We start from the raw sequence: 21,611 nt of genomic DNA, 5'->3' as shown, positions 1-21,611 counted from the left end.
CCGGGGACCGGTGTCGCCTCCCACAGCGCCGGCTCGTGCGGAGCCTCCGCGACCGGACGAGGCGAGCCGGAGCCGTCCACCGACACGACCAGGCTGGACCAGGACAGCCCGCCCTCGGAGGCCGGGCCATCCTCTGCGTACTCCAGATAGAGCTCGCCGTCCATGGCGGCCAGACGCCGTACCACCAGTGGGTCGGTCAGTCCGATCGCCTGGCCGGTAACCAGATCCAGCGCCGCGGGCCGGGCAGCGATGAGAGCGGCGAGTTCGGGCAGGGTAGGCAGGAACTTCACGTACATCGGACCCGTCGCCTCCAGTGCCACCGGATTCCCGTGGGCCGGCGGGGTTTTTGCCGCTGGGGGCGACGGGAGGAGGATGACGAGGCGGTCGTCTACCCATGCGTGGGGGGGCCATGCGTGGGAGGTCGCGGCCCGCATCTGGTCGAACACCGTGACAGTCTGGGTGGCGTAGTCGGCCACCCACGGGTGGGCACGCCGGTCCCGCACCACCAGCCCTGCGACGAGGGGCCGTTCGGGATGCCAGGCCAGTCGTACGGGCAGCACGTCGGTAAGGGGCAGGGTCCAACCCGGCGACGTGTCGTGTGTGTGGATCTCGATGCGGGTCGCCCATGCCTGGTCTACTGCGAGCCCGGCCAGGTCCGGGTCCACCCGCAGTTCGCGCCAGTACGTGACGGCGGGATTCGCCTGCGAGATGGAGGATTGGGCCGGGGCGGTCAGCCGCGCCCACGCGTCGTTCGGTGAGCTGTCCCTCCAGCTGTTAAGCATGCGCGGTGACCACAATCGTGTTGATCAAAGCTTTGACTGAGCCGATTCCGGAGACCGGTTCGCCAACGGGTTTGCCGACGGCATCGAGGCCCTGCGCGCAGGGCACACCCATCTTCGCCATCGCTCCGGGAGCTGCATCACCGGGTCCGAGCACGGTTTCGGCGACCGCGTCGCGGCGGGCCGGTTCCATACCTGCCACAAGCTTCTTCAGCGCCCGGCAGGATGGGCAGGACTCGGAGGTGTAGAGCTGCACGCTGTACACCGCATCGGTGGATTCCACGATCTGCTTTTCCTTTGCTGCTTCGATAGCGCGCGCACGGTGGTCCACCGCGAAGACCACACCCGTGATCACGGCGGTTGCCGCCGCCGCGGCCCCGACGCGCAACGCCAACTGGGCGCCGGGGCCCATCAGCAGAGCGATGACTGCCAGCAGCGCGCCGGCGGCGTTCATGAGGACATGGGCGCGACCTACCGAGGCCAGCCGCGCCAGCCCGAAGCAGGCGCACTTCTGGCCGCGCAGCGCTTGGGCCACGCCGGTCAGCGCCAGGTACGCCACCAGGCCACCCACCGCGGCAAGGCGTCCAGGCACCACGACGAGCAACACCGCGCCAACCAGCTCGGCGACGGCGACCAGCCGCGGACCGTGAGGCGCCGCCAGGGGCCCGCTGCGGATCGGCCAGGACAGCTTCTCGGTCGGCGCCGCCAGCTTCACCACACCGGAGGCGACGAGGGGCCCGGCCAGGACCGCCACCAGCGCATCAGCCGGCATCGCTCATCACCACCCAACCGGCGGCGATCAGAACCTGGGCCAACTGCCCTTCCAGTACGCCGCCGGCTAGCAGTTCATCGATCGCCACTGTCTGCGCCTCATCGCACTCGGCGATCGCCAGATTCACGCCGTTCATCAGAACCGCGCCGCCGTACGTCAATCGGGTCAGGGTTACCTGGGGCGCTAGTTTCACCGTGCTCATGCTTGACCTCGCATCCAGTGGTCAGTCCACACCAACCGCAGCAGGGCCAGGGCATGCTCGCTCATCTGACGAGGGTCGCGCAGGGCTGCGGTGACCTGCTCGGCCTCGATCAGGCCCGCCTTCGCCAGGGGGGAATCAGCGACATACGCCGCCGGCTTGTCCCGCTGTGCATACAGGTGTTCCGCGGTGGCCAGGCGCAGCCAGTAACCGGGCGCCGCCCGCCGTACGCCGGTGACGCCGTGCGCGTCGATCGCCTGCCACAGCGGCAGGTTGTTCCGGAACACGCTCCGCTCGATCCGGCCGATGTCGTCGGTTGAGAGGGCGGCCACCGCGGCGAGGACCTGCGGGTCGAGAGCCGGCAGCACCGCGCCGGCTCCCCCGCGCTCGGCCAAAGCGGCGTCGGCCTTGCCCAACACCGGCGGGAGGGACTTGATGTGTTCTTCCCACAGCGGAAGGCGCAACTGTCGCGCGATGCCGTACTCCTCCTGGCCTGCTTCGGTCAGACCGGGCACGAAGTTCACCCCCGCCGGCATCGGTGGCGGCTGAGCACCGGGCCGCTGCTCCTCTGGTGGGCCCTCCACACTGGCCATGGGCGCATACACGGTCTGTCCCTCGAGGAACTTGCGCGCCTCGGCCAATGTGGGCAGAGTTCCGGCCACGTGGAACGGCTCGCATGCGAGGAGCTTCTCGTCGCTGATTTCGGCTTCGGGCAACCGGATCGAGACCAGGTCCTCCAGCAGTGTCCCGATTGCCAGAGGCAGCTCCACCGCCGCGGACAATTTGGCTACGAGGCGGCGGCGCGCCTCCACCTCCGGCGTCGGAGGGCGTGGTACTTCGGTGGCAATCGGGTGATGGTCCAGCAACTCTGAGACATCCATCGGCACCCGTCGCAGCTCCAGGCCGGGTATCTCGGGCACCGGCAAGTGCGCGAAGGCCGCGCCCAGATCCGCGTGCACCAGTACCGGCCGCTTACCCGCCCGGTACGCCGCCACTGCCAGGAAGGCCGAGGAAAGTCCACCGCTATAGGCGATCCCGAACTCACCATCGGGTAGCGCCGCACCCACCACGTTGATCAGATCACTCTCGGGGCTGGGCAATCGGGGTGCCTGCCGCTCTACCCGCACCCCAGCGGCGTCCACCCGCACCACCGTGCCGATCGTCAGCCGTTGAACCCCGGGCACATCCAGCGCGTCATCCGGCGCCGGTACGGTGCCGTGCACCAGAGCCAGCAGATCCCACGCCTGCGGACCGGGAATCGCTGCGCCACCGGCAAAAGCGGCAAGGTCTTCGCCCCACTCCAACCCCGAAGGATCGATCCGGTAATACACCGGCAGCGTCGACGGCAACTCGAGCGCCAATTCAAACGAATCCTTCGAATTGGCGATTCGCAGGCCGGGAACCATCGTCCCCGAAACACTCGACCGTACCCCACGCTTGGTTATTTCAACTCGGTTCATGCCCGATATACCTCTAGATATGTCTCCTTGACGGGAAGGGAGGTACTCACCACTTCGCCGTCACACTCCACCCACGCGTAGAATCCTGCCGGCGGCATCGCCGGCACCGTTTCCCGGCCCAGGTGGAACGAGGCCGGGAAACCCAACCCGCGCAGCCCTGCCGTCACATACAGCGCGTCCTCCACCGGATCCAAGAACCCAACGCTGTTGCGCTGCTCCACCCGCAACGAGGCCACAACGTCGTCGACCCGCCGCTCCGGGCGACCCGGTATCACCTGCGGCCACCATTCGATCCTGTACGACCCCACGCCATCCCGGACCGACTCCAGAAACTCACGCGCTTCCATCGCCGCCGCCCTCACCATTACGGCCATCCTTCCCGTTGCGTGCGCGTCCAGCGTTGGAATCGCAACACGTGCAGCCCTGCCCTGCCAAGCAGATAGCATTAGTGCGCGATTCATATTAATCTCCCATTGAGCTGCGTTGGACCGTTCATTGACCGGTCCAACCCAACCTCAGCACTAAATGGTCAATACCGTAAATTCTTCAGGAGTTACGGCACCGACCACCGAGACAGAAAACGTCTCGGCTACTCACTGGTCGCCCTTGCGGCAATGGCCGTCCGGAGCACCATTACTGTTGTACCAGTTACAGAACCAGCTGCAGCAATCCCAATCAAAGAGGCAGGTTTCGCCGTTTGAGTTGCATTCCTGAATCACAGTGGACTGGGACGCAAAAATGTGCTGCTGCAGGTCATTGCTAGCAAGACGAGCAGCAATTGAAGTCGCGATCACGAATTTCACCTCCTTTTCGAATATCTCCCTGAAAGCATAGGGTTGGCTCCTATGGATTTTATATGTATCCGCTATATTTGCTGGATAGCTGGACACCCAGAGCGTCCACGTCGCGGCCGGGGTCCCCGCCTCCACCACCGGAAATGACGCCGCCAAGCGAGTACCGGGGAGAAAGCGCGCTCTGGCGGTGGACGTGCTGGGCCTGGTCATCGCCGTCGTCATGATGGCCTGTGGGTGCCGAAAAATGCGCCGCCGCTCTGACCTGGCGCTAGCCCCGTCCTTCGCACATGACGAGTGATCAAATTTTCCTGGGACGTCGTGGGATCTCTTTGTGATCACCTGTTGATCGGGTGATATCGGGATCCTTGGCCGAACAGGGTGCGGTCACACTCTGTGATGCGCGATGGTGTCCCGCGTGGTGAAAACACGGGTGATGTACGGGCCGCCAAGCGTGGAGAAAGCGCTGGGATCGCTGCCGGTGATCGCGGACTTCTGCGGCCGGCTGGGGATCGCCGAGATCGTTGATGAGCTGTGCCCGATCCGTGAGGTAGCACGGGTCAGCCACGGCCAGGTCGTAGAGGCATTGATCGCCAACCGGCTGACCAGCCCGGCGTCGGTGGTGCGGCTGGAGAACTGGGCGCGGTGCTGGGCGGTGCCCGAGGTGCTGGGCATCAAGCCGGACGCCCTCAACGACGACCGGGTGGGCCGCGCGCTCGACGCGATCGCCGAGCACCTGGAGGTGATCGCCGGGACGGTCGGCGCGCGGGCGATCACCGAGTTCGGCGTGGAGGTCTCCCGCATCCACTGGGACATGACCTCGATCTCCCTGTACGGGGACTATGCCCAGGCCGAAGAAGAGTTCGCCCAGCCCAAATACGGCCATCCCAAGGACCGCCGGCCGGATCTGAAACAGATCCAAGCCGGGATCGGCACCACCGCCGACGGCGCGGTGCCGATCTTCTCTCGGGTCTACGACGGCGGCGCGGCGGAGGTATCACAGGTCACCGGGGCGATGCGAGGGCTGCAAAAGATCGCCGGCCGACGTGAGCTGCTCCTTCTGGGCGACTCCAAGCTGATCAGCTACGACAACGTACGGGAACTCGGGCAAGCGGGGGTGACCTTCATCGCTCCCGCACCCAAGGCCGTGGTGCCCGCCACCGTCTTGGCCGCGCTCGACCTTGCCCAGGCCACGCGCGTGGACTACGTCGCATTGCGCGATCAGGGCAAGCCCCCCGACCGGCGGGGCGGCTACCACGTCATCGAAGACGCCATGATCCTGACCCCGCCCAAGAGCAAAACCGGCAAGAACCTGCCGGAGTTGCCCCTGCGGCGGATCTTCGTGCACTCCACGGCCCGGGCGGGCGCGGCAGCCACCGCTCGCGCCAAGAAACTGCAACGCGCCCGCGCCGAGCTAGACCGGCTGGCGCGCGGCGCGGGCGGACGGCACTACCCCACCGAAGACACGATCGCCGCCAGGGTGAGCATCATCGCCAAGACCCGGCGCGTGGCCGCCTGCCTGCGCCATGAGATCGGCACTGACCCGTCCACCGGCAAACCCACCTTCACCTGGCACTACGACCAGCAGGCCATCGCGCATGAGGCCGCCACCGACGGCTGGTACGCCCTGCTGACCACCGTGCCCGCCACCGGAGACACCGCGCTGGACGCCCCAGGCATCCTGCTCGCCTACAAAGGGCAAGAAGCCAGCGAACGCCGCTACGGCAACCTCAAAGGCCCTCTCGCGGTCGCCCCGCTGTTTTTGGCCACCAACCGGCGCATCGCCGCGCTGATCACCGTCATCTGCCTGGCCTTGCTCATCTTCGCGCTCATCGAACGCGCCGTTCGCCTCCTGGCCGGTCCCACCGGAAAGATCGCCGGGCTGTATGTCGGCAGACCCGCCCGCCCCACAGGGCGTCTGATCTTCGAAGCGCTGGCCGAAATGCGACTGATCCCCGCCCAGCACGGCCGGCCCGCGCTCATCCCGCGCCCTAACGACCTTCAGCAGCACATCCTCACCATCTTGACCGTGGACCCGATAAGGACAATCTCCATGAATCACCCACCATGACCAACACCCCGACGCGACGAGTTGATCTATTGGCATGTGCGAATCACCCGGCTAGCCCGAGAGCGATCGCTCTCATTTGAGCAGACGCTCAATATAACTTGAGCAGTTGCTCAATCGCTTTTGAGCGTTCGCTCAAGGTCAGCGTAGGAACCATCGCATCACCGCAGCTCAAGACATGGTGGCGAGATTTGAAGCGGTACAGGGCGGTAGAAGGCGCACCGGCCGTCCGGCGGGCGCGCGCGGGTCAGGTGCCGGTGATGACCGGGCTGGCCAGGCTGATCGGGTCGGGGGAGAGCCAGGGGCGTACCCATGCCTCCTCCTCGCGCCGGACGAGCTCGCCGCAGCCGTCACACACCCTGCCCGGGGTCGTGACCTGGCCGCACCGCTGGTGGATCACCTGCATCGAGCCGGTCGGCTCGGCCGGCTCGGTGTGCTCCTCGCCCCAGACGGCCAGAGCGTGCAGCACCGGCAGCACCTCGGCCCCCGCGGTCGTGAGCCGGTACTCGTGCCGGGTGCGTCCGCCGTCGCGATACGGCACCCGCGCGAGCAGCCCGGCCTCGACCAGCCGGGCGAGCCTGTTGGACAGGATGTTGTCGGCGATGCCGAGCTCCGCGCGGAAGGCGTCGAAGCGGGTGGTGCCCAGGTTGGCGTTACGCAGGATGAGCAGCGTCCACCGCTCGCCCAGCAGGCCGACGGCGCGGCCGATCGGGCAGGGAACCGGCACCTGTGGCGCTGTTGTCACATCAGCCTCCTTTCGAGCCCAACACTGGCTTGCATTGAGCAAGTCTAGCTCAGGAGGCCGGAAAGGGGTCGGCCCCTCGCCCCATGGCGCTTCGACCTGGCATGCGGCGTCACGCCACGCACCGCGCGACCGCCTCTTCATTGCCTTCAGGCGGTGTGTCCTTTGACGTCGAGTGTCGTTCCCCACGGTGTGCTCGCCTGGGGCAGCCGGTTCGGTGTCAGGCGGCGGCCTCGGCGACGGGGCGGATGACGATCTCGCTGACGTCGATGGAGGCGGGTTGCTCGACCGCGTGGGCGATGGCCTCTGCCACGGTGGCCGCGGGCATGTTGAGCTTGTCCGCTAGGGTGCGCACCCAGGCCATGGTGTCGGGATCGCCGCCCAGGGTGTTCGGCTCGGATTCGGTGAACGACGAGCTGATCAGGGTGACCCTGATGTCCTGTTGCTCCTTGCGGAGCCCTTCGGCCAGCGCGCGGACCGCGAACTTGGCGGCGCTGTAGACGGCGGAGTTGCGCCTCGCGGGGGCTGTGTTCCCCTGTATGCCTGGAAGGTCGAGCCCTCGAACGCTCCCGCGCACCCTGGCTTGCATTTGACAAGTACCAAGCGTAACGTCGCAGGTAGAGGGAGTGTCGTTTCGAAAGTCATGTCCTGGAGTGGATGTCGGGAACCGCGCCCTGCCGTACGGCGAGGCCGGATCCGCCCACGTAGCGGGCTGCCACACCGGCCCGCACTGGTGAAGGGGGAATCACCATGACGGCTATCAAGACCCACCCTGTCCAGGACGTCGCGCGCGAGGTCCACCGGTTGACCGTGGACACGGGCATGCCGTTCGCGGCCTTCCGGGAGAGGTATGAGCGGGCGGTGCCGCCGCTGGACATGGCGGAGTACGAGCGCCTGCGCCTGTCCGGTGCCGACTGGGACGCCGTCCTGCGAGCCGCCGCGGAGAACGCGCCTCACGGCTTCATGATCTTCTGGAGCCTCGACAACACCGCGATCATGCAGGGTTCCGGCGACCGGTGGCACAGCATGCAGTACCTGATGGGCAACCACACCATCGCCCAGCGGATGTTCCATCACGATCCCGGTGTCCTGCTCTACGCGCCTCTGCGCACCACCATCTACGAGGACGCCGGCGGGGTGACGCGCTTTTCTTTCGACCAACCGAGCGCGCAGTTCGCCTCCTTCGGCGATCCGGAGATAGCGGCCGTCGGCGTCGAACTCGACCGGAAGGTCGCCGCCCTGCTCGACCACCTCGGCGTGCCCGTGCCGGAACGGCTCGTCCCGGCGGGCGCCGGTACGAGGTAGAGATGGGTGGCGGACATGCAGCGGACGTTTCTCGGTGTCGGGTACACGAGGGACCGCGCCGGGCTGCCACTTGAGGCGGTACGCGTTCCCGTCCCGCGGCCGGCGGCCGACGAGGTGCTAATCCGCGTCGCCGCTTCGTCGCTCAACCCGCTGGAGTACAAGCTGGCCGACCTCAACTTCATGGGACGGACGCCTCCCGTCGTGCTCGGGTTCGACCTCGCCGGCGTGGTGGCCGGCGTGGGCCGTGAGGTGGAGGGGGTGGCCGTCGGTGACGAGGTGGCCGCCATGGCCGGCCTGAACGGTGACGGGGGCTGGGCCGCGACGAGTGGCGACGGCGGCTCCTACGCCGTCGCACCGCGGTTCCTCACCGTCCGCAAGCCGCCGTCCGTGAGCTTCCGTGACGCAGCGGCGCTTCCCAGCGGCAACATCACCGCCGCACCGACCCGCCAGCACAGCGCGGCACCACGGGCCGCGTACAGGTCCCACAGCTGCCAGGAGTAGAAGCCCGAGTCCGCGGTGACCAGCATCCCGGCCTCCACGTGAGCGACCAACTCGGTGGCCAGCTCGCGTTCACCCGTGCGGCACGACCCCATCGCGGCGCCGACCACAGCGCGCGTCCCGCACTCCGACAGCGAAACGACCTGCAGTTTCGGGAACGCCGACTCCCTCGGGCCGCTGCCCATCTTACCGAACGCCGCCACGTTCGCCCCGGTGTCGGGCACATCGAAACTCGTCCCGTCGATGGCCATCAACCTGCGCCCGCGTAGCCACGCCCCCTTGGTCCCCAAGCCCGCGACCGGTACCGCTGCCCGGTAGAACAGCTCGTGGAGCGGCGCCGATCCCAGCCGCTGCCGCGCCTGAGTGATCGCCGAGGTGGACGGCACCCTCCAGTCCCGCTCCCAGGAGCCCAGGCGCTGCAGCGTGCCGGTCATCTGCCGCATGACTCCTCATAGGCCTGACCGAACAACAACCCCAGGCCGATCACGTACCGGACCATCACATGCGCCGGCAGCAACCGCGACCGCTTCTCCCGCTTCCCCGTCGCATCAACGACCTCCTCGATCAGATCCCGGGAAAACGCCGCGGCCAGCACACCCAGCGAAATGTGATCAGTCAAACGGCCGCCCACCGGCGACTCCTGTGCTCCAGCCACCGCCGCAACCTACCGCTGCAGCCACCCCGGCGCACCACACCCACCCCGACCTGCAGAAGATTACTAACTTAGCGGCATTGGACCTAGACCTGCTGTCGAATGCGAAAGTGTCGACCTGCTCTGATCTTCGGCTAATCAAGGCGGAAGTCCGAACAACAAACGAAACATCTAGACAACCTGAACGTAACATCTTAATGTTGCGGCAAACGAGCCTGCATAGATGCCCAAAAGGTGGCAGGAGGTGCAGCGATTTGGACCCCCAGCGCCGCATGTTCCGCCTTTTGGGCGATGAAGATCCGCTGTCTCCAACCGAGATCGATAACCGGCTCGACCTTTTCTGCGGTTCGCTCGGGTGCTCTCGCCGCGCCGGCGCGGCGCTTGACCAAGCAGCGCTGACCAGGCAATACCCGTCACCAGCACCGGACGGTGCCACGCAACCGGCCGCTGACCGGTTCTCAGGCGGCGACCGACCGATCCCCACACCCCCCTCACCCACGGCCTGGAGGTCGTCATGACACCACTGACCGCGCCCACCGCACCCTTGTGACGACCGGCGCGACGGCGAAAGGCGCCGCGCTGCGCCGGACGACGACGCGGCGGATCTGATTGACCGCCCCAGGGGGAGAGCAGGATCGGCGGGGCGGGCACCCACCACACTGATGCCATGGTGCGATGCCGTGACGCCTGCGATATGGACCAGCTTTCGCGAAGTCTCGGTGCGCACGGGGCGGCACCCGGACTCACTGATCGTTGGCCGAACCGCCGTCGTCGGCGTGATCGGCGCACGCCTGTCTAAAAGCCCTTCGACAGGAAGCGGGATCACCGAGCATGTTACGAAGAATGGCTTTATGTGTCGCGATCATCATGGCCGCCCTCGGCCTCACCGCCCCGTCCCCGGCCGTGGCGGCCGGCTACGCCCAGATAACCCTGGCCAAGGGCGCGGCCGAGACCGGCGAGCCGATGGGCCTGACCGTCCTGTCCAACCGGGGCGTCCTGCACACCTCGCGTGAGGGCACGATCCGCTACACCGACCCGCAGGGCAACACCAAGGTGGCGCTCACCATCCCGGTGTACACCCACGACGAGGAAGGCCTGCAGAGCATCAAGGCCGACCCGAACTTCGCCGCCAACCGGTGGGTGTACGTCTACTACGCCCCGCCGCTGAGCACCCCGGCCGGGGACGCCCCCACCACCGGCACCGCAGCGCAGTTCGCCCCGTTCAACGGGGTCAACCGGCTGGCCCGCTACACCGTCAACGCGGACTTCACGATCAACGCGGCTTCCGCGGTCACCATCCTGGACGTCCCCACCTCACGCGGCATGTGCTGCCACGTCGGAGGCGACATGGACTTCGACGCGGCCGGCAATCTCTACCTGTCCACCGGTGACGACACCAACCCGTTCGATTCCAGCGGCTACGCGCCGATCGACGAGCGATCCGACCGCAACCCGGCCTACGACGCGCAGCGCACCTCCGGCAACAGCAACGACCTGCGGGGCAAGGTGCTGCGGATCAAGCCGGGCGCCACCGGCGGCTACACCGTCCCGGCGGGCAACATGTTCCCGGCCGGTACCGCCGGCACCCGGCCCGAGATCTACGCGATGGGCTTCCGCAACCCGTTCCGGATGAGCGTGGACAGGGCGACCGGCGCCGTCTATCTGGGCGATTACGGGCCCGACGCGGGCAGTGCCAGCTCGACGCGCGGCCCGGCCGGGTCGGTGGCGTTCGAACGCATCACCCAGCCCGGTTTCTATGGCTGGCCCTACTGCTCGCAGTTCAACGTGCCCTACGTCGAATACACCTTCCCGAGCGGGCCCTCGGGGTCCGCTTACAACTGCGCCGGCGGGCCGGTGAACAACTCGCCCCGCAACACCGGCATCACCCAACTCCCGGCCTCGAGGGCGGCCTGGCTGCCGTACGGATACGGGCAGGACCGGTCCGACCTGTGCTGCGGCAGCCTGTCGCCGATGGGCGGCCCGGTCTACAACTACGACGCGGCGCTCGCCTCGGACGTGAAGTTCCCGCAGTCGATGAACGGCAAGGTGTTCCTCGGTGAGTTCGGGCGCCGCTGGATCAAGACGGCCACGGTGACCGGCTCCGGCGGGGTGGGCCCGATCGAGGCCTTCCCGGCCTTCACCGGCACGCAGGTGATGGACCAGGAGTTCGGGCCGGACGGCGCGCTGTACGTGCTCGACTACGGCACCGGCTGGTTCGGCGGCGACGCCAACTCGGCGCTGTATCGCATCGAGTACAACGACGGCACCGGCCAGGCCCCGATCGCGGTGGCCAACGCCAACCCGAAGGCCGGAAACGCGCCGCTCGCCGTGCAATTCAGCTCGGCCGGCTCCAGCGACCCTGACGGCGACCCGATCACGTACGCGTGGGACTTCACCACCAACGGCAGCACCGACTCCACCGCCGCCAACCCGACCTTCACCTACACCTCGAACGGCCAGTTCACCGCGACGCTGACCGTGCGCGACAACACCGGCCGCAGCGCCACGGCCAGCGTGGTGATCAACCTCGGCCAGCCGACGGTCACTCTCAACCTGCCGGCCAACGGAAGGGTGTTCACCTTCGGAGACGCGATACCGTTCCAGATCAGCGTCTCCGACCCGAACGCCGCCACCATCGACTGCGGCAGGGTCAAACTCACTTACATCCTCGGCCACGACGCCCACGGGCACGCGATCACCAGCGCGACCGGATGTGCGGGCACCATCCAGACCACCGCCGACGGTGAGCACGACGCCAACGCCAACATCTTCGGTGTGCTCGACGCCGAGTACACCCCGGTCGGCTCGACCGCGGCCGTGCACGCGCCGCCGACCGTCCTGCAGCCGCGTACCCGCCAGGCCGAGCACTACACCGCCCAGCAGGGCGTGATAGTCGTCGCCAAGGCCTCGGCCAACGGCGGCAGCGCGGTCGGCCACCTCGAAAACGGCGACTGGATCTCCTTCACGCCGTACAACGTGACCGGAGTCACCTCCTTCACCGCCCGCGTCGCCTCCGCCGGGACGGGCGGAACGCTGACGCTGCGCTCCGGCTCGGCGACCGGCACGGTGCTCGGCTCGGCCACGGTCGCACCCACCGGAGGCTGGGAGACCTGGACCAATGTCACCGGCACCATCACACCGCCGTCCAACATGTCGAACCTGTTCCTGGTCTTCACCGGCGGCTCGGGATCGCTGTTCGACATCGACTCCTTCATCCTCAACGGCGGCACCCAGCCGCCGGTCTCCAACCTGGCGCTGAACAGGCCGGCGACCGCTTCCAGCACGGAGGCGGCCGTCTACCCGGCCTCGGCGGCGGTCGACGGCTCGGCGACGACGCGGTGGTCGAGCGGGTTCTCCGACCCGCAGTGGATCCAGGTCGACCTGGGCGCCACCTACACGATCAACCGGGTCCGGCTTCAGTGGGAGGCCGCCTACGGCTCGGCGTACCAGATTCAGACGTCGCCGAACGGCACCACCTGGACCACCGTCCGGTCGGTGACGGGTGGCAACGGTGGTGAGGACGACAACACCGGTCTGAGCGCCGCCACCCGTTACGTTCGGATCTATGGCACTGCTCGTGGCACGGGCTACGGGTACTCCCTGTTCTCCTTCGAGGTCTACGGCAGCAACTGAGCGCCACGCCGCACTGCGGCAACTGGAGGATTCATGCGCAGACTCTTAGCAGGTGTGAGCGCCGCCATCGCCGTGGCCGCCTGCGCCTTCCACGCCTCACCGGCCGCGGCCGCCGACGCCCCCTACGATGTCCTGGTCTTCTCCAAGACCGCGGGATTCCGGCACGACTCGATCCCGACCGGTATCCAGGCCATCCGCGATCTCGGCGCGGCCAACTCCTTCACGGTCACCGCGACCGAGGACGCGGGCGTGTTCACCACGGCCAACCTCGCCCAGTACGAGTCGGTCGTCTTCCTCAGCACCACCGGTGACGTGCTCAACACGAGCCAGCAGAGCGCATTCGAGTCCTACATCCGCGGCGGTGGCGGCTACGTGGGCGTGCACGCCGCCGCCGACACCGAATACGGCTGGCCCTTCTACGGCCAGCTCGTCGGCGCCTGGTTCGCCAGCCACCCGGCGATCCAGCAGGTCAACTCCAAGACCGAGAACCGGGCCCACCCCGCCACGGCGCACCTGCCGCAGACCTGGACCCGCACGGATGAGCTGTACAACTACCAGTCCAACGCGCGCAGCACGGCCCGTGTCCTGGCCACCCTCGACGAGTCGTCCTACTCCGGCGGCTCGATGGCGGGCGACCACCCGATCACCTGGTGCAAGACCTTCGACGCCGGGCGGTCGTTCTACACCGGCTTCGGCCACACCCAGCAGTCCTTCGCCGAGCCCGCCTTCCGCTCCCAGCTCCTCGGCGGCATCCGGTACGCGGCCAAACGGGCCAAGGCCGACTGCCGGCCCGAGACCGGCTACACCACCCTCTACAACGGTTCCACCACCGGCTGGGCACAGTCCGGTCCCGGCAGCTTCAGCAACTCCGACGCCACCCTGACCTCCTCCGGCGGCATGGGCCTGTTCTGGTACAACGCCCGGCAATACACCTCGTACTCGCTGAAGGCGGACTGGAAGCTCACCGGGGACAGCAACTCCGGCATCTTCGTCGGCTTCCCCAACCCCGGCGGCGACCCGAACGTCGCGGTGAACCAGGGCTACGAGATCCAGATCGACGCCAGCGACACACCGGACCGCACCACGGGCTCCATCTACGGGTTCAAGGCCGCCGACATCGCCGCCCGCGACGCCGCGCTCAACCCGCCGGGGGAATGGAACACCTTCGAGGTCCTCGTCGAGGGCCAGCGCATCCGCGTCTACCTCAACGGCTCCCTGGTCAACGACTTCACCAACACCGACCCCAACCGCAACCTGGACGGGTACATCGGCCTGCAGAACCACGGCAGCGCCGACCAGGTCGCCTTCCGCAACGTCAGGATCAAGGAATCAGGCACGCAACCGCCGGCCTCCAACGTGGCGCTGAACAAGCCGGCGACCACCTCCAGCACGGAATCGGCCGCCTTCCCGGCCTCGGCCGCGGTCGACGGCAACACCGGGACCCGCTGGTCCAGCGCGTTCAGCGACCCGCAGTGGATCCGGGTCGATCTCGGCCGCTCCTACACCATCAACAGGGTCGTCCTGAACTGGGAGGCCGCCTACGCCCGCGCCTACCAGATCCAGACCTCGCCCGACGGGACCACCTGGACGACCATCCACTCCATGACCACCGGCACCGGTGGCGTGCAGACCCTCACCGTCAACGGCACCGGCCGATACCTGCGGATGTACGGGACGACCCGGGCCACCCCCTACGGCTACTCGCTCTATGAGCTGCAGGTGTACGGAACCTGACCGCCGCAGGGCTGGGGCGGGCCCGGCTCGCCCCCAGCCCGTGACCTCGCAGGGGGGCAGACCAAGTACGGGAGAAAGGGGCAGTGAGGTGCTGAGCCGCTGGCAGAGCGCTTGATTGTCAGGCGATGTGACCCTCCGCTCGGGTTTGGTTGCGGTTTGATGAACAAGGCCGTTCGGCGCGGTTGATCGCCGCTACGGTTTCGGCGTCTGGACGCCGGAACCGAGGCGAGGGACGGCCTGGGATGACATGGATCGAGCGCACCGCCTATCCGCAGTTCAAGCGGCTGACGTCGGCGCGGGTGCTGCATGTGTTCTTCACGCCGTCGCCGGAGGAGGTGGCCTGGGCCGAGGAGCGCACCGGCAGCCCAGGGTCCTGCTTCGCGCTGGTGCTGGCGTTGAAGTGCTTTCAGAAGATGGCGCGATTCCCGTCCCCGGGGGAGATCCCCGACGTGGTGATCGACCATGTTCGGCGCTGCCTGGGGCTGGCTGAGGACGTTTGGCAGGACCACGGTTCCTCACGCAGCGCGAAGGCGCATCGCAAGCTGGTGCGCCAGCGTCAGGGGGTGAAGTACGACGCGGGCCGGGCCCGGGCGATCGCCGCGGCGGCGATCAACGCGCTTCGTCGTCTGGCGCGTCGCCTCTGACGAGGAACTCGGATTCTTTGCCACCAAGTGCGCGAGTACGGTCGGAAGCCGCAAACTCGGTAGTCGTGGTCAGAGCCTCCACGGCGATCCTTTCCGAGGAGGCTCTGACCACTGCTGGCGGATTGGTTGGCTATCTCATAGGCGCGGGTCCTGCTGGACCTTCAGGGCGTTCAGGATCGGGTCGCGCTCGCCGATCTCGCGGCGAAGCTCGACCTTCAGATCGCCACCGGCGTGCTCGACGGTGACCGTGTTCACGTCCGCGGTCAGCGCACCCGCCCTCGCCTGCACGTCGTGGTCGTGGAGCACGGCTTTGCCGTCGACCAGAACATCGAAGGCACGCTTGCCGGCCTTGACCTTCTCGATCTCCGCAAAGTCGAGGCCGATTCGGTACGTCCCGGCGGGCGCGTTCTTGAACACGTAGGCGAACGTCTCGCCGGTCCGCTGGGTGCGGAACAGGTCGTCGTCCTCCGTGCCGCCGATGTCGGCCTTGGTGGCACGCGCCCTGCCGCCGACGTAGCCCCACGGCCGCGAGCCGAGTTCCTGGTCGGGCGACCAGACGAAGCCGTCGGCACCGACGTGCCCGGACCCGCCCACGTCGACGCCCTTCCAGTAGGCCGAGGTCGCCAGGCGGACCGGCCTGAGCTGGGCTTCGCCCTTGCCGGCGTTCGACGCCACGAGCACGTCTCCGACGAGCACACCGGGCTCGACGGCGGCGTTGTCGGCCGTTGCCGTGACCGTGGTGGACTCGCCGACCGCGAGCTTGACCGTGCCGGCCGCGGCCGCGCCCGTGAGGGTCAGCCACGGAAGGTCGGCGGCCTCGTGCCCGCCGTCGCTGGTGCGTTTCTGCTCGCTGAGCCGCACCTCGAGCGGGGCGGAGCCGGTGTTGGTCACGGTCACGTCGGCGGTCGCCTTCTGGTCCGGGCCGAGGAGCCAGTCGAGGTTACCTCCGGTGACGGTTGCGACGCCCGTGGTCAACGCCGTGTCAACCACCTCGGCCTGATCCTTCTTGGCGATGGTCACGGGGTGGCTGGCCGTGACATAGTTCGGCGCCCAGACCTGCACGGTGTTCTCGCCGACCAGCGCCTGGGCCTTCCACCGGCCCTTCTCGTCGGCGGTGATAACCCGGTCACCGCTCGGCCCCCTGAGCGTGACGACCGCGCCCGCGATCGGCTTGCCGTCGTTCGCGTCGGTGACCGTGCCCTCGATCGTGCCCGCAGCCGGGAGGGTGTACTCCAGCCCCAGACCGGCCGTCAGGATGGGCTGGTTGAAGGAGTACTGGCTCGCGGGGTTGCGCGTCAGGCTCTCCAGGCCGACCGTCGCCGACGACCCGCGGGTGACGGGGTTGTCGCCGCCGATGCCGTCGCCGTACCCGATCTGGATGCGGCCGTCCGCGATCAGGGTGACCGAAAAGCTCACCCGGGCCGCCCTGTCGCTGTAGAAGGCGGCGTTGCGCCACTCGATGACCTCAGCGGCCAGGCCGTCCACCTCGGTGGTGCCGAAGTAAATGCCCGCCTGGTCGTCGACGACCAGGTCGTCCCAGAGCGGATAGATCGCGTCGAACGCGTATGGCGACGGCAGCGCCGTGTTGTTATCCACGGCGCTGGCCCGGTCGAAGATCAGCGCGCCGTTCGTCGTCACGCACACGCCGTCCCAGGCCGTGTCGTAGAACGGGAACAGGAAGCTGGAGTCGAACCACAGCACGCCGCAGACGTCATCGCCGTGCCACCCGGACTCCTCCGTACCCTGGCGGTAGAGCCCGTCGGTCACCTTCATCGAGTACGAGCGACCGGCGGGGGCCACCGGCACGGGGCCCGGCTCCGGCTGCTCGGGCTGGGGCTCCGGCTCCGCCTTGTCTCCGCGCGGATCGAGCGTCACGCGCAGCGCCGCGATGCTCGGGGCCCGCAGGCCCTTCCCGCCCCGCAGCTCCACGGTCAGCGGACCGCCGTCGTGCTGCACGACGGCGGTGTGCCAGTCGGCGGCGTTCGGGCCGACGGCTCCCACGGCGTCGTAGGCGTACTGCGTCAGCTCGTCGTCGACGAGGACGTCGAACACCCGCTTGCCCTGGTTCACCTGCTCGATCTCCGCGAACCCGAGGTCGATGGCGTAGGTGCCCTTCGGCGCGTCGGGGAACGTGTAGACCAGGTCCTTGCCCGGCGTGGTGCGCTGGGACTGGAACAGGGCGTCGTCCTCGGTGCCCTCGATCGCGGCGCTCGCGGCGATCGTCTTGCCCTTCCCGGCGTAGCCCCACGCCCCGTCACCGGCCGCCTGGTCGCCGGACCAGGTGTAGCCGGAGGCGTCGGTGAACGAGGGGCCGCCGGCGTTGACGCCGACCTGGTACTTCGTGGTCGTGAGCGTCACTGGGACGTAGGTCTTGGGCTGCCGTCCGGAGTCGGACCACACGACGATGTTCGCGCCGAGAGTGCCCGGGGCGGCGTCCTTCGAGGAGATCGAGACCTTGACCGTCGTCGACTCGCCCGGGGCGAGGGTGCCGCCGGTCGAGGAGAGCGACAGCCAGGGCAGGTCGGTGAGCAGGTCGTCCTCGACGTCGACCAGCACGACGTCATCGGCGATCTGGTCCGCCGCCCACAGCGCCCCGGTCGAGTCGGTCTCGAGGCCGCCACCCTGGCCCGCCTTCTGGCCCGGGAACCACCACGCGTTGACGAGCGAGCAGTCGTCGGGGTCGACCTGCAGCAGGCGGGTGGGCCTGTTCGAGGTGAGGTCGGTGTACCAGATGGTGTCGGAGGCCTGGTTGTAGGCCAGGCCCATCACCTCGGGCAGCGGCGGGGCGCAGAAGGACAGCAGCGCACCCGCGTTATCGTGCGACGTCCCGGCGACGGTTCCGATCATGCCGTTCGCCCGGCCGCCGACGTAGAACACGTCCTCGGTCGGGTTGTAGGCGAGTCCGGTCAGCTGCAGCGTGGACCAGTCACCCTTGATCTGCCGGGTTTCCTTTCCGGTCTCCCGGTCGAAGCAGTGGATGTAGCTGGCCGGGCTGTCCTCCATCTGGCACATGTCACCGGTCTTGGTGTCGAGCGCCATGTCGAACGCCCGGTACTTGGGGTTCCACGAGGCGTCGAAGACCTTGCCGGTCGGCTTGCCCGTCACGGTGTAGGCGGTGTTGGTCCGCGCGTTGTAGTCGTGGACCCAGACGTCGCCGTCGTACCCGATGCCGGAGGGCTCCTTCTGCGCGATCGTGCCCGGGATCTCGATGCGGGTGATGACGTCGCCGCCGGAGGTCGTGCCGACCTTGCCGGCCGCCTGTGCTTCCGCGGCGCTCGCCGTCGCAGCCTTGCCGTCGACGTTCGACGGCTTCATCCCGCTCGCACCGGCCTTCCACGCGGTGAGGTCGATCGTGCTGTCCGCACCCGTCCCGGTGCGCGTGGTGGCGCCGGCGGCGTCGAGCTCGGGGTGGCGCGCGGCTTCGCCCAGGTCGTACGTGAGCGGGGCGGAACCGTTGTTGGTCAGCGTCAGCGAGCCCACACCATTCTGGTCGGTTCCCATCACGGCGTCGAGGCCGCTCGCCTTCAGGCCGGCGACGCCCGTGGTGAGGCGCGCGTCGACCGTCGCCTTCGCGTAGAGCTTGTCGAGGGTGAAGTCGTACGACCCCGTCACGTAGTTCGGCGCCTCGACGGTCATCGTGTAGTCGGCGACCGGCAGCTGGCGATGCACGATGCCCGTCCCGTTGGTCGTGACGCTCTCGACGAGGCCGTTCTCGTCGGTGAGCGAGACCTTGGCCCCGGACACCGGCAGCCCGTCGTTCTTGTCGACGACGGTCGCGTCGAGGTAGCCCCAGTCCGGAAGGTCGTAGGTGACGATCATCCCGTCATGGAGCACCGGGACGTTGTCGGAGAACCGGATGCCGTCCACACCGGCCCAGCCCTGGATGCCGGTGATGGTGCGGGCGCCGCCGGTCACCGGGTCGTCGGTCCCGATGCCGTCGCCGTACCCGAAGATCACTTTGCCCGAGCGGGTGAGCGTGGCCGAGAAGCTGACCGGCTCCGTGTACTCAGACCGGATCGGGTAGGCCCAGATCTTGGCGTTGCGGAACTCGATGACGAACGCGTCCTCGCCGTCGACCTTGGTGGCCGTCGTGAAGACTCCCCCGCCGGGGGCGAACTCGACGGGGGACCGGACGTAGAACGGGAAGATGCCCGCACCGCCGGTGCCGGGTCCGGTGGAGGTGTCCGGGGAGATCACGCCGCGCAGGCTGATTCCGAGGGTGTCGTGGCTGCCGTTGTAGAGCGCGATCGGGAACGGCAGGTTCACCGTCGCCCACACGCCGCTCGTGAACGCGACCGGGTCGGTGCCGCGCAGGTACTCCCCCTCAGAGAGGGAGCAGCTGTAGCCGCCCTTGTCGACGACGAGCCCGATCGGGATCTCCAGCGACTCGTTCTCGGCACCGACGGTCAGCGGGACAAACGTCGGCGAGAAGCAGGCGTTGGGCGTGACGGCGAGCCCGTACTGGCCCTCCGGCACACCGGCGATCGTGAACGCGCCGTTGGCGTCCGTGCGCACGGCGTCCAGCGGCGTGTCCTTGACGGAGACGTCGGCGTTCGGGACGGGCTGCCTCTTGTCGTCGATGACCCTGCCGCTGATGTCGTGGCGCGCGGCGGCGGTGAGGGGAACCTCAACCGAGGTGTTCTGGCCGAGGGTGACCGTGGCGCTCGCGGTCGCGGTCAGGTACCCGAAGACCTTGGTGCTGATCTGGTAGTCGCCGACCGGGAGATTTATCGTGAACCGGCCGTCCTTGTCGGTCCCGATGGACCGGCTGAACGGTCCGCTGATCGTCACGTCGACGGCGGGGACCGGGGCGCCGTTGGCGGTGACGACACCGGTGAGGGTGCCGCCCTGCCGGGGTGCGAGCTCGAGCAGGCGGACGAGGTCGAGCCGGCCTTCGCCGTACTTGTTGTTGAAGTCGGCGGTGCCGCCGCACTCGGTGTCGTCGACGTCGACGGCCGACTCGGCCAGCAGGCGGCGGGTCTCCTCGACCTGCCCGATGAGGGTCGGGTCGTAGCTCCACAGGCCGGCGACGGCGCCGGCGACGTGGGGAGCCGCCATCGATGTGCCGGACATCTCGGTGTAACTGTCGTTCGGGTAGGACGAACGGACGGCGACGCCCGGAGCGGAGATCTCGGGCTTGATCCGGCCACCTTCACCCTCGCCCTTGCGGGAGAATAACGCGAGCGTGCCGTTCGACGCGTAGGCGCCGACCGAGTAGGCACTCTCGGCGGAGCCGGGCGAGGAGACGGTGTCGCAGGCCGCATACGGCGTGGTGTTGCCCGATGACCAGACGCTGAAAATGCCCGCGGCGCTCCAGGCCTCGTCGATGGCCTGGAAGAAGTCGTCGAAGTTGTGCTCGGCGTTTTGGCCCCACGAGTTGTTGATGACGTGGGGGCGCTTGGACGGGTCGGGGTTGTTCCCGTGGACGTCGGTCGGGGCGAGCAACCACCAGCCGGACTGGAGCAACGACTCGACGCCGGTGCTGTCGCAGCAGCCGTTTGTCGCGATCCACTGCGCGTCCGGGGCGACGCCAACGTGGTTGGTGCCGTCGTCGCCGACCATGGTGCCCATGGTGTGCGTGCCGTGTCCGTTGTCGTCGCACGGTGCGCCGGTGCACGTACCCCGGGTGGCCATCCAGTTGTAGTTGTGGTCGACGGTGCCGTCGGGCTTCGTGCCGCGGTACTGGTGCATCAGGGCGGGGTGGTCGAATTGAACGCCCGAGTCGAGGTTCGACACGGTGATGCCCGCACCGGTGGCCCCCATGGCCCAGGCCTGGGGGGCGTGAATGGCGTCCAGACCCCACGAGACGGTGCCATCCTCGGCGGTGGCCGCGGGGGTGGCGGGGCGGACGGCCTGGTCGGCTGGCGTCTTCTCGTCCACGGGCTCGACCAGCGCGACCTGTGGCGACGCATGGATCTTGGCGACCTGCCCGACCGAGGCGACGTCGAGCGCGAGCTTCTGCGTGCCGCCCTTGACGAGCACGGCGTTGACGAGCGGGTAGGACGTGTACTTCACGCCCGCCGCGTCGAGCTCGGCGGAGACGGACGCCGCGGAGACCTTGGCCGAGGCCTTCAGTGCGTCGTAGACGAACTGACCGCGAGTGGTCCAGTCGGCGATCTTCTTCGCCGGCGCGAGGTCGGCCTTGGTGTCGAACGTGATCCAGAAGTCGGAGACCGGCTCCGTGCGGAAGCGGCCCTTCAGGTCCGACGCGATCTTGCTGGCGGCCGCACCGGGATCCGGCTCAGCGGCCGACGCCGGTGGTGGCGGGATCATGCTCAGGCCGACCGCTACGGCCAGCGAAGCGACGAGGGCTTTCAGTCTCACGTGGGGGGTC

15 protein-coding genes and 2 pseudogenes are annotated in these 21,611 nt (G+C 68.2%); 6 read left to right on the top strand and 11 right to left on the bottom strand.

Annotation, left to right across the window (positions count from 1 at the left end):
* From ITP53_RS31335 to ITP53_RS31310, 6 genes are all read right to left on the bottom strand, one after another.
* A partial coding sequence (locus ITP53_RS31335) for a hypothetical protein (RefSeq protein WP_195899064.1) occupies positions 1 to 782 on the bottom strand: 782 nt, incomplete at its 3' end.
* Positions 775 to 1,551, bottom strand: a complete 777-nt coding sequence (locus ITP53_RS31330) for a hypothetical protein (RefSeq protein ID WP_195899063.1) — start codon at positions 1,549 to 1,551, stop codon at positions 775 to 777. The genes ITP53_RS31335 and ITP53_RS31330, both read right to left, overlap by 8 nt.
* The gene (adfB, locus tag ITP53_RS31325) at positions 1,541 to 1,753 is read right to left on the bottom strand and encodes an actinodefensin-associated protein B (protein ID WP_195899062.1); all 213 of its coding nucleotides are present in this window, start codon (positions 1,751 to 1,753) and stop codon (positions 1,541 to 1,543) included. The genes ITP53_RS31330 and adfB overlap by 11 nt, the downstream gene beginning before the upstream one ends.
* Complete coding sequence (locus ITP53_RS31320; RefSeq protein WP_195899061.1) at positions 1,750 to 3,210, bottom strand: hypothetical protein; 1,461 nt, start codon at positions 3,208 to 3,210, stop codon at positions 1,750 to 1,752. Before ITP53_RS31320 ends, adfB begins: the two co-directional genes overlap by 4 nt.
* Positions 3,207 to 3,575 carry a lasso peptide biosynthesis protein gene (locus tag ITP53_RS31315; RefSeq protein ID WP_207756656.1) on the bottom strand — a complete coding sequence of 123 codons (369 nt, stop codon included), beginning with the start codon at positions 3,573 to 3,575 and terminating at the stop codon, positions 3,207 to 3,209. The genes ITP53_RS31320 and ITP53_RS31315 overlap by 4 nt, the downstream gene beginning before the upstream one ends.
* Before the next feature lie 228 nt (positions 3,576 to 3,803).
* Positions 3,804 to 4,013 (bottom strand): hypothetical protein, encoded by a 210-nt coding sequence (locus tag ITP53_RS31310; protein ID WP_195899060.1) that lies wholly within the window; start codon positions 4,011 to 4,013, stop codon positions 3,804 to 3,806.
* Between the two features lie 397 nt (positions 4,014 to 4,410).
* Between ITP53_RS31310 and ITP53_RS31305 the strand changes: the two genes are divergently transcribed.
* A complete protein-coding gene (locus ITP53_RS31305) occupies positions 4,411 to 6,072 on the top strand; it encodes an IS1634 family transposase (RefSeq protein ID WP_207756655.1) in 1,662 nt (553 codons plus the stop codon).
* 244 nt (positions 6,073 to 6,316) lie between these two features.
* Here the strand turns inward: ITP53_RS31305 and ITP53_RS31300 are convergent, their stop codons facing one another.
* On the bottom strand, positions 6,317 to 6,814 hold the full coding sequence (locus tag ITP53_RS31300; protein WP_207756654.1) for a winged helix-turn-helix transcriptional regulator: 498 nt from the start codon (positions 6,812 to 6,814) through the stop codon (positions 6,317 to 6,319).
* Positions 6,815 to 7,031: 217 nt separating this feature from the next.
* Positions 7,032 to 7,400, bottom strand: a complete 369-nt coding sequence (locus ITP53_RS31295) for an SDR family oxidoreductase (protein WP_195899058.1) — start codon at positions 7,398 to 7,400, stop codon at positions 7,032 to 7,034.
* Between the two features lie 161 nt (positions 7,401 to 7,561).
* On the opposite strand from ITP53_RS31295, the gene ITP53_RS31290 reads away from it, so the two are divergent.
* Together ITP53_RS31290 and ITP53_RS58045 are read left to right on the top strand one after the other, a co-directional pair.
* Positions 7,562 to 8,116 (top strand): DUF302 domain-containing protein, encoded by a 555-nt coding sequence (locus ITP53_RS31290; protein WP_195899057.1) that lies wholly within the window; start codon positions 7,562 to 7,564, stop codon positions 8,114 to 8,116.
* A 15-nt stretch (positions 8,117 to 8,131) separates the two neighbouring features.
* Positions 8,132 to 8,617, top strand: coding sequence for an alcohol dehydrogenase catalytic domain-containing protein (locus tag ITP53_RS58045; protein WP_236051364.1), 486 nt, complete (start codon positions 8,132 to 8,134; stop codon positions 8,615 to 8,617).
* A 374-nt stretch (positions 8,618 to 8,991) separates the two neighbouring features.
* Here the strand turns inward: ITP53_RS58045 and ITP53_RS61310 are convergent.
* Together ITP53_RS61310 and ITP53_RS31280 are read right to left on the bottom strand one after the other, a co-directional pair.
* Positions 8,992 to 9,048 (bottom strand): annotated as a pseudogene (locus tag ITP53_RS61310) (hypothetical protein); the annotation flags it as partial.
* A complete protein-coding gene (locus tag ITP53_RS31280; RefSeq protein ID WP_195899055.1) occupies positions 9,045 to 9,245 on the bottom strand; it encodes a transposase domain-containing protein in 201 nt (66 codons plus the stop codon). The gene ITP53_RS31280 and the pseudogene ITP53_RS61310, both read right to left, overlap by 4 nt.
* Before the next feature lie 864 nt (positions 9,246 to 10,109).
* Between ITP53_RS31280 and ITP53_RS31275 the strand changes: the two genes are divergently transcribed.
* From ITP53_RS31275 to ITP53_RS31265, 3 genes and pseudogenes are all read left to right on the top strand, one after another.
* Positions 10,110 to 12,899 carry a carbohydrate-binding protein gene (locus ITP53_RS31275; RefSeq protein ID WP_207756653.1) on the top strand — a complete coding sequence of 930 codons (2,790 nt, stop codon included), beginning with the start codon at positions 10,110 to 10,112 and terminating at the stop codon, positions 12,897 to 12,899.
* Positions 12,900 to 12,932: 33 nt separating this feature from the next.
* On the top strand, positions 12,933 to 14,633 hold the full coding sequence (locus ITP53_RS31270) for a ThuA domain-containing protein (protein WP_195899053.1): 1,701 nt from the start codon (positions 12,933 to 12,935) through the stop codon (positions 14,631 to 14,633).
* Between the two features lie 242 nt (positions 14,634 to 14,875).
* Positions 14,876 to 15,244 (top strand): annotated as a pseudogene (locus tag ITP53_RS31265) (DUF4158 domain-containing protein); the annotation flags it as partial.
* Between the two features lie 168 nt (positions 15,245 to 15,412).
* Here the strand turns inward: ITP53_RS31265 and ITP53_RS31260 are convergent.
* On the bottom strand, positions 15,413 to 21,601 hold the full coding sequence (locus tag ITP53_RS31260; RefSeq protein ID WP_195899051.1) for a S8 family serine peptidase: 6,189 nt from the start codon (positions 21,599 to 21,601) through the stop codon (positions 15,413 to 15,415).
* Positions 21,602 to 21,611: the final 10 nt, after the last annotated feature.

The organism is Nonomuraea cypriaca (assembly GCF_015645445.1).
Taxonomy (GTDB): domain Bacteria; phylum Actinomycetota; class Actinomycetes; order Streptosporangiales; family Streptosporangiaceae; genus Nonomuraea; species Nonomuraea cypriaca.
This window is presented reverse-complemented; position numbering and strand designations above follow the sequence as displayed.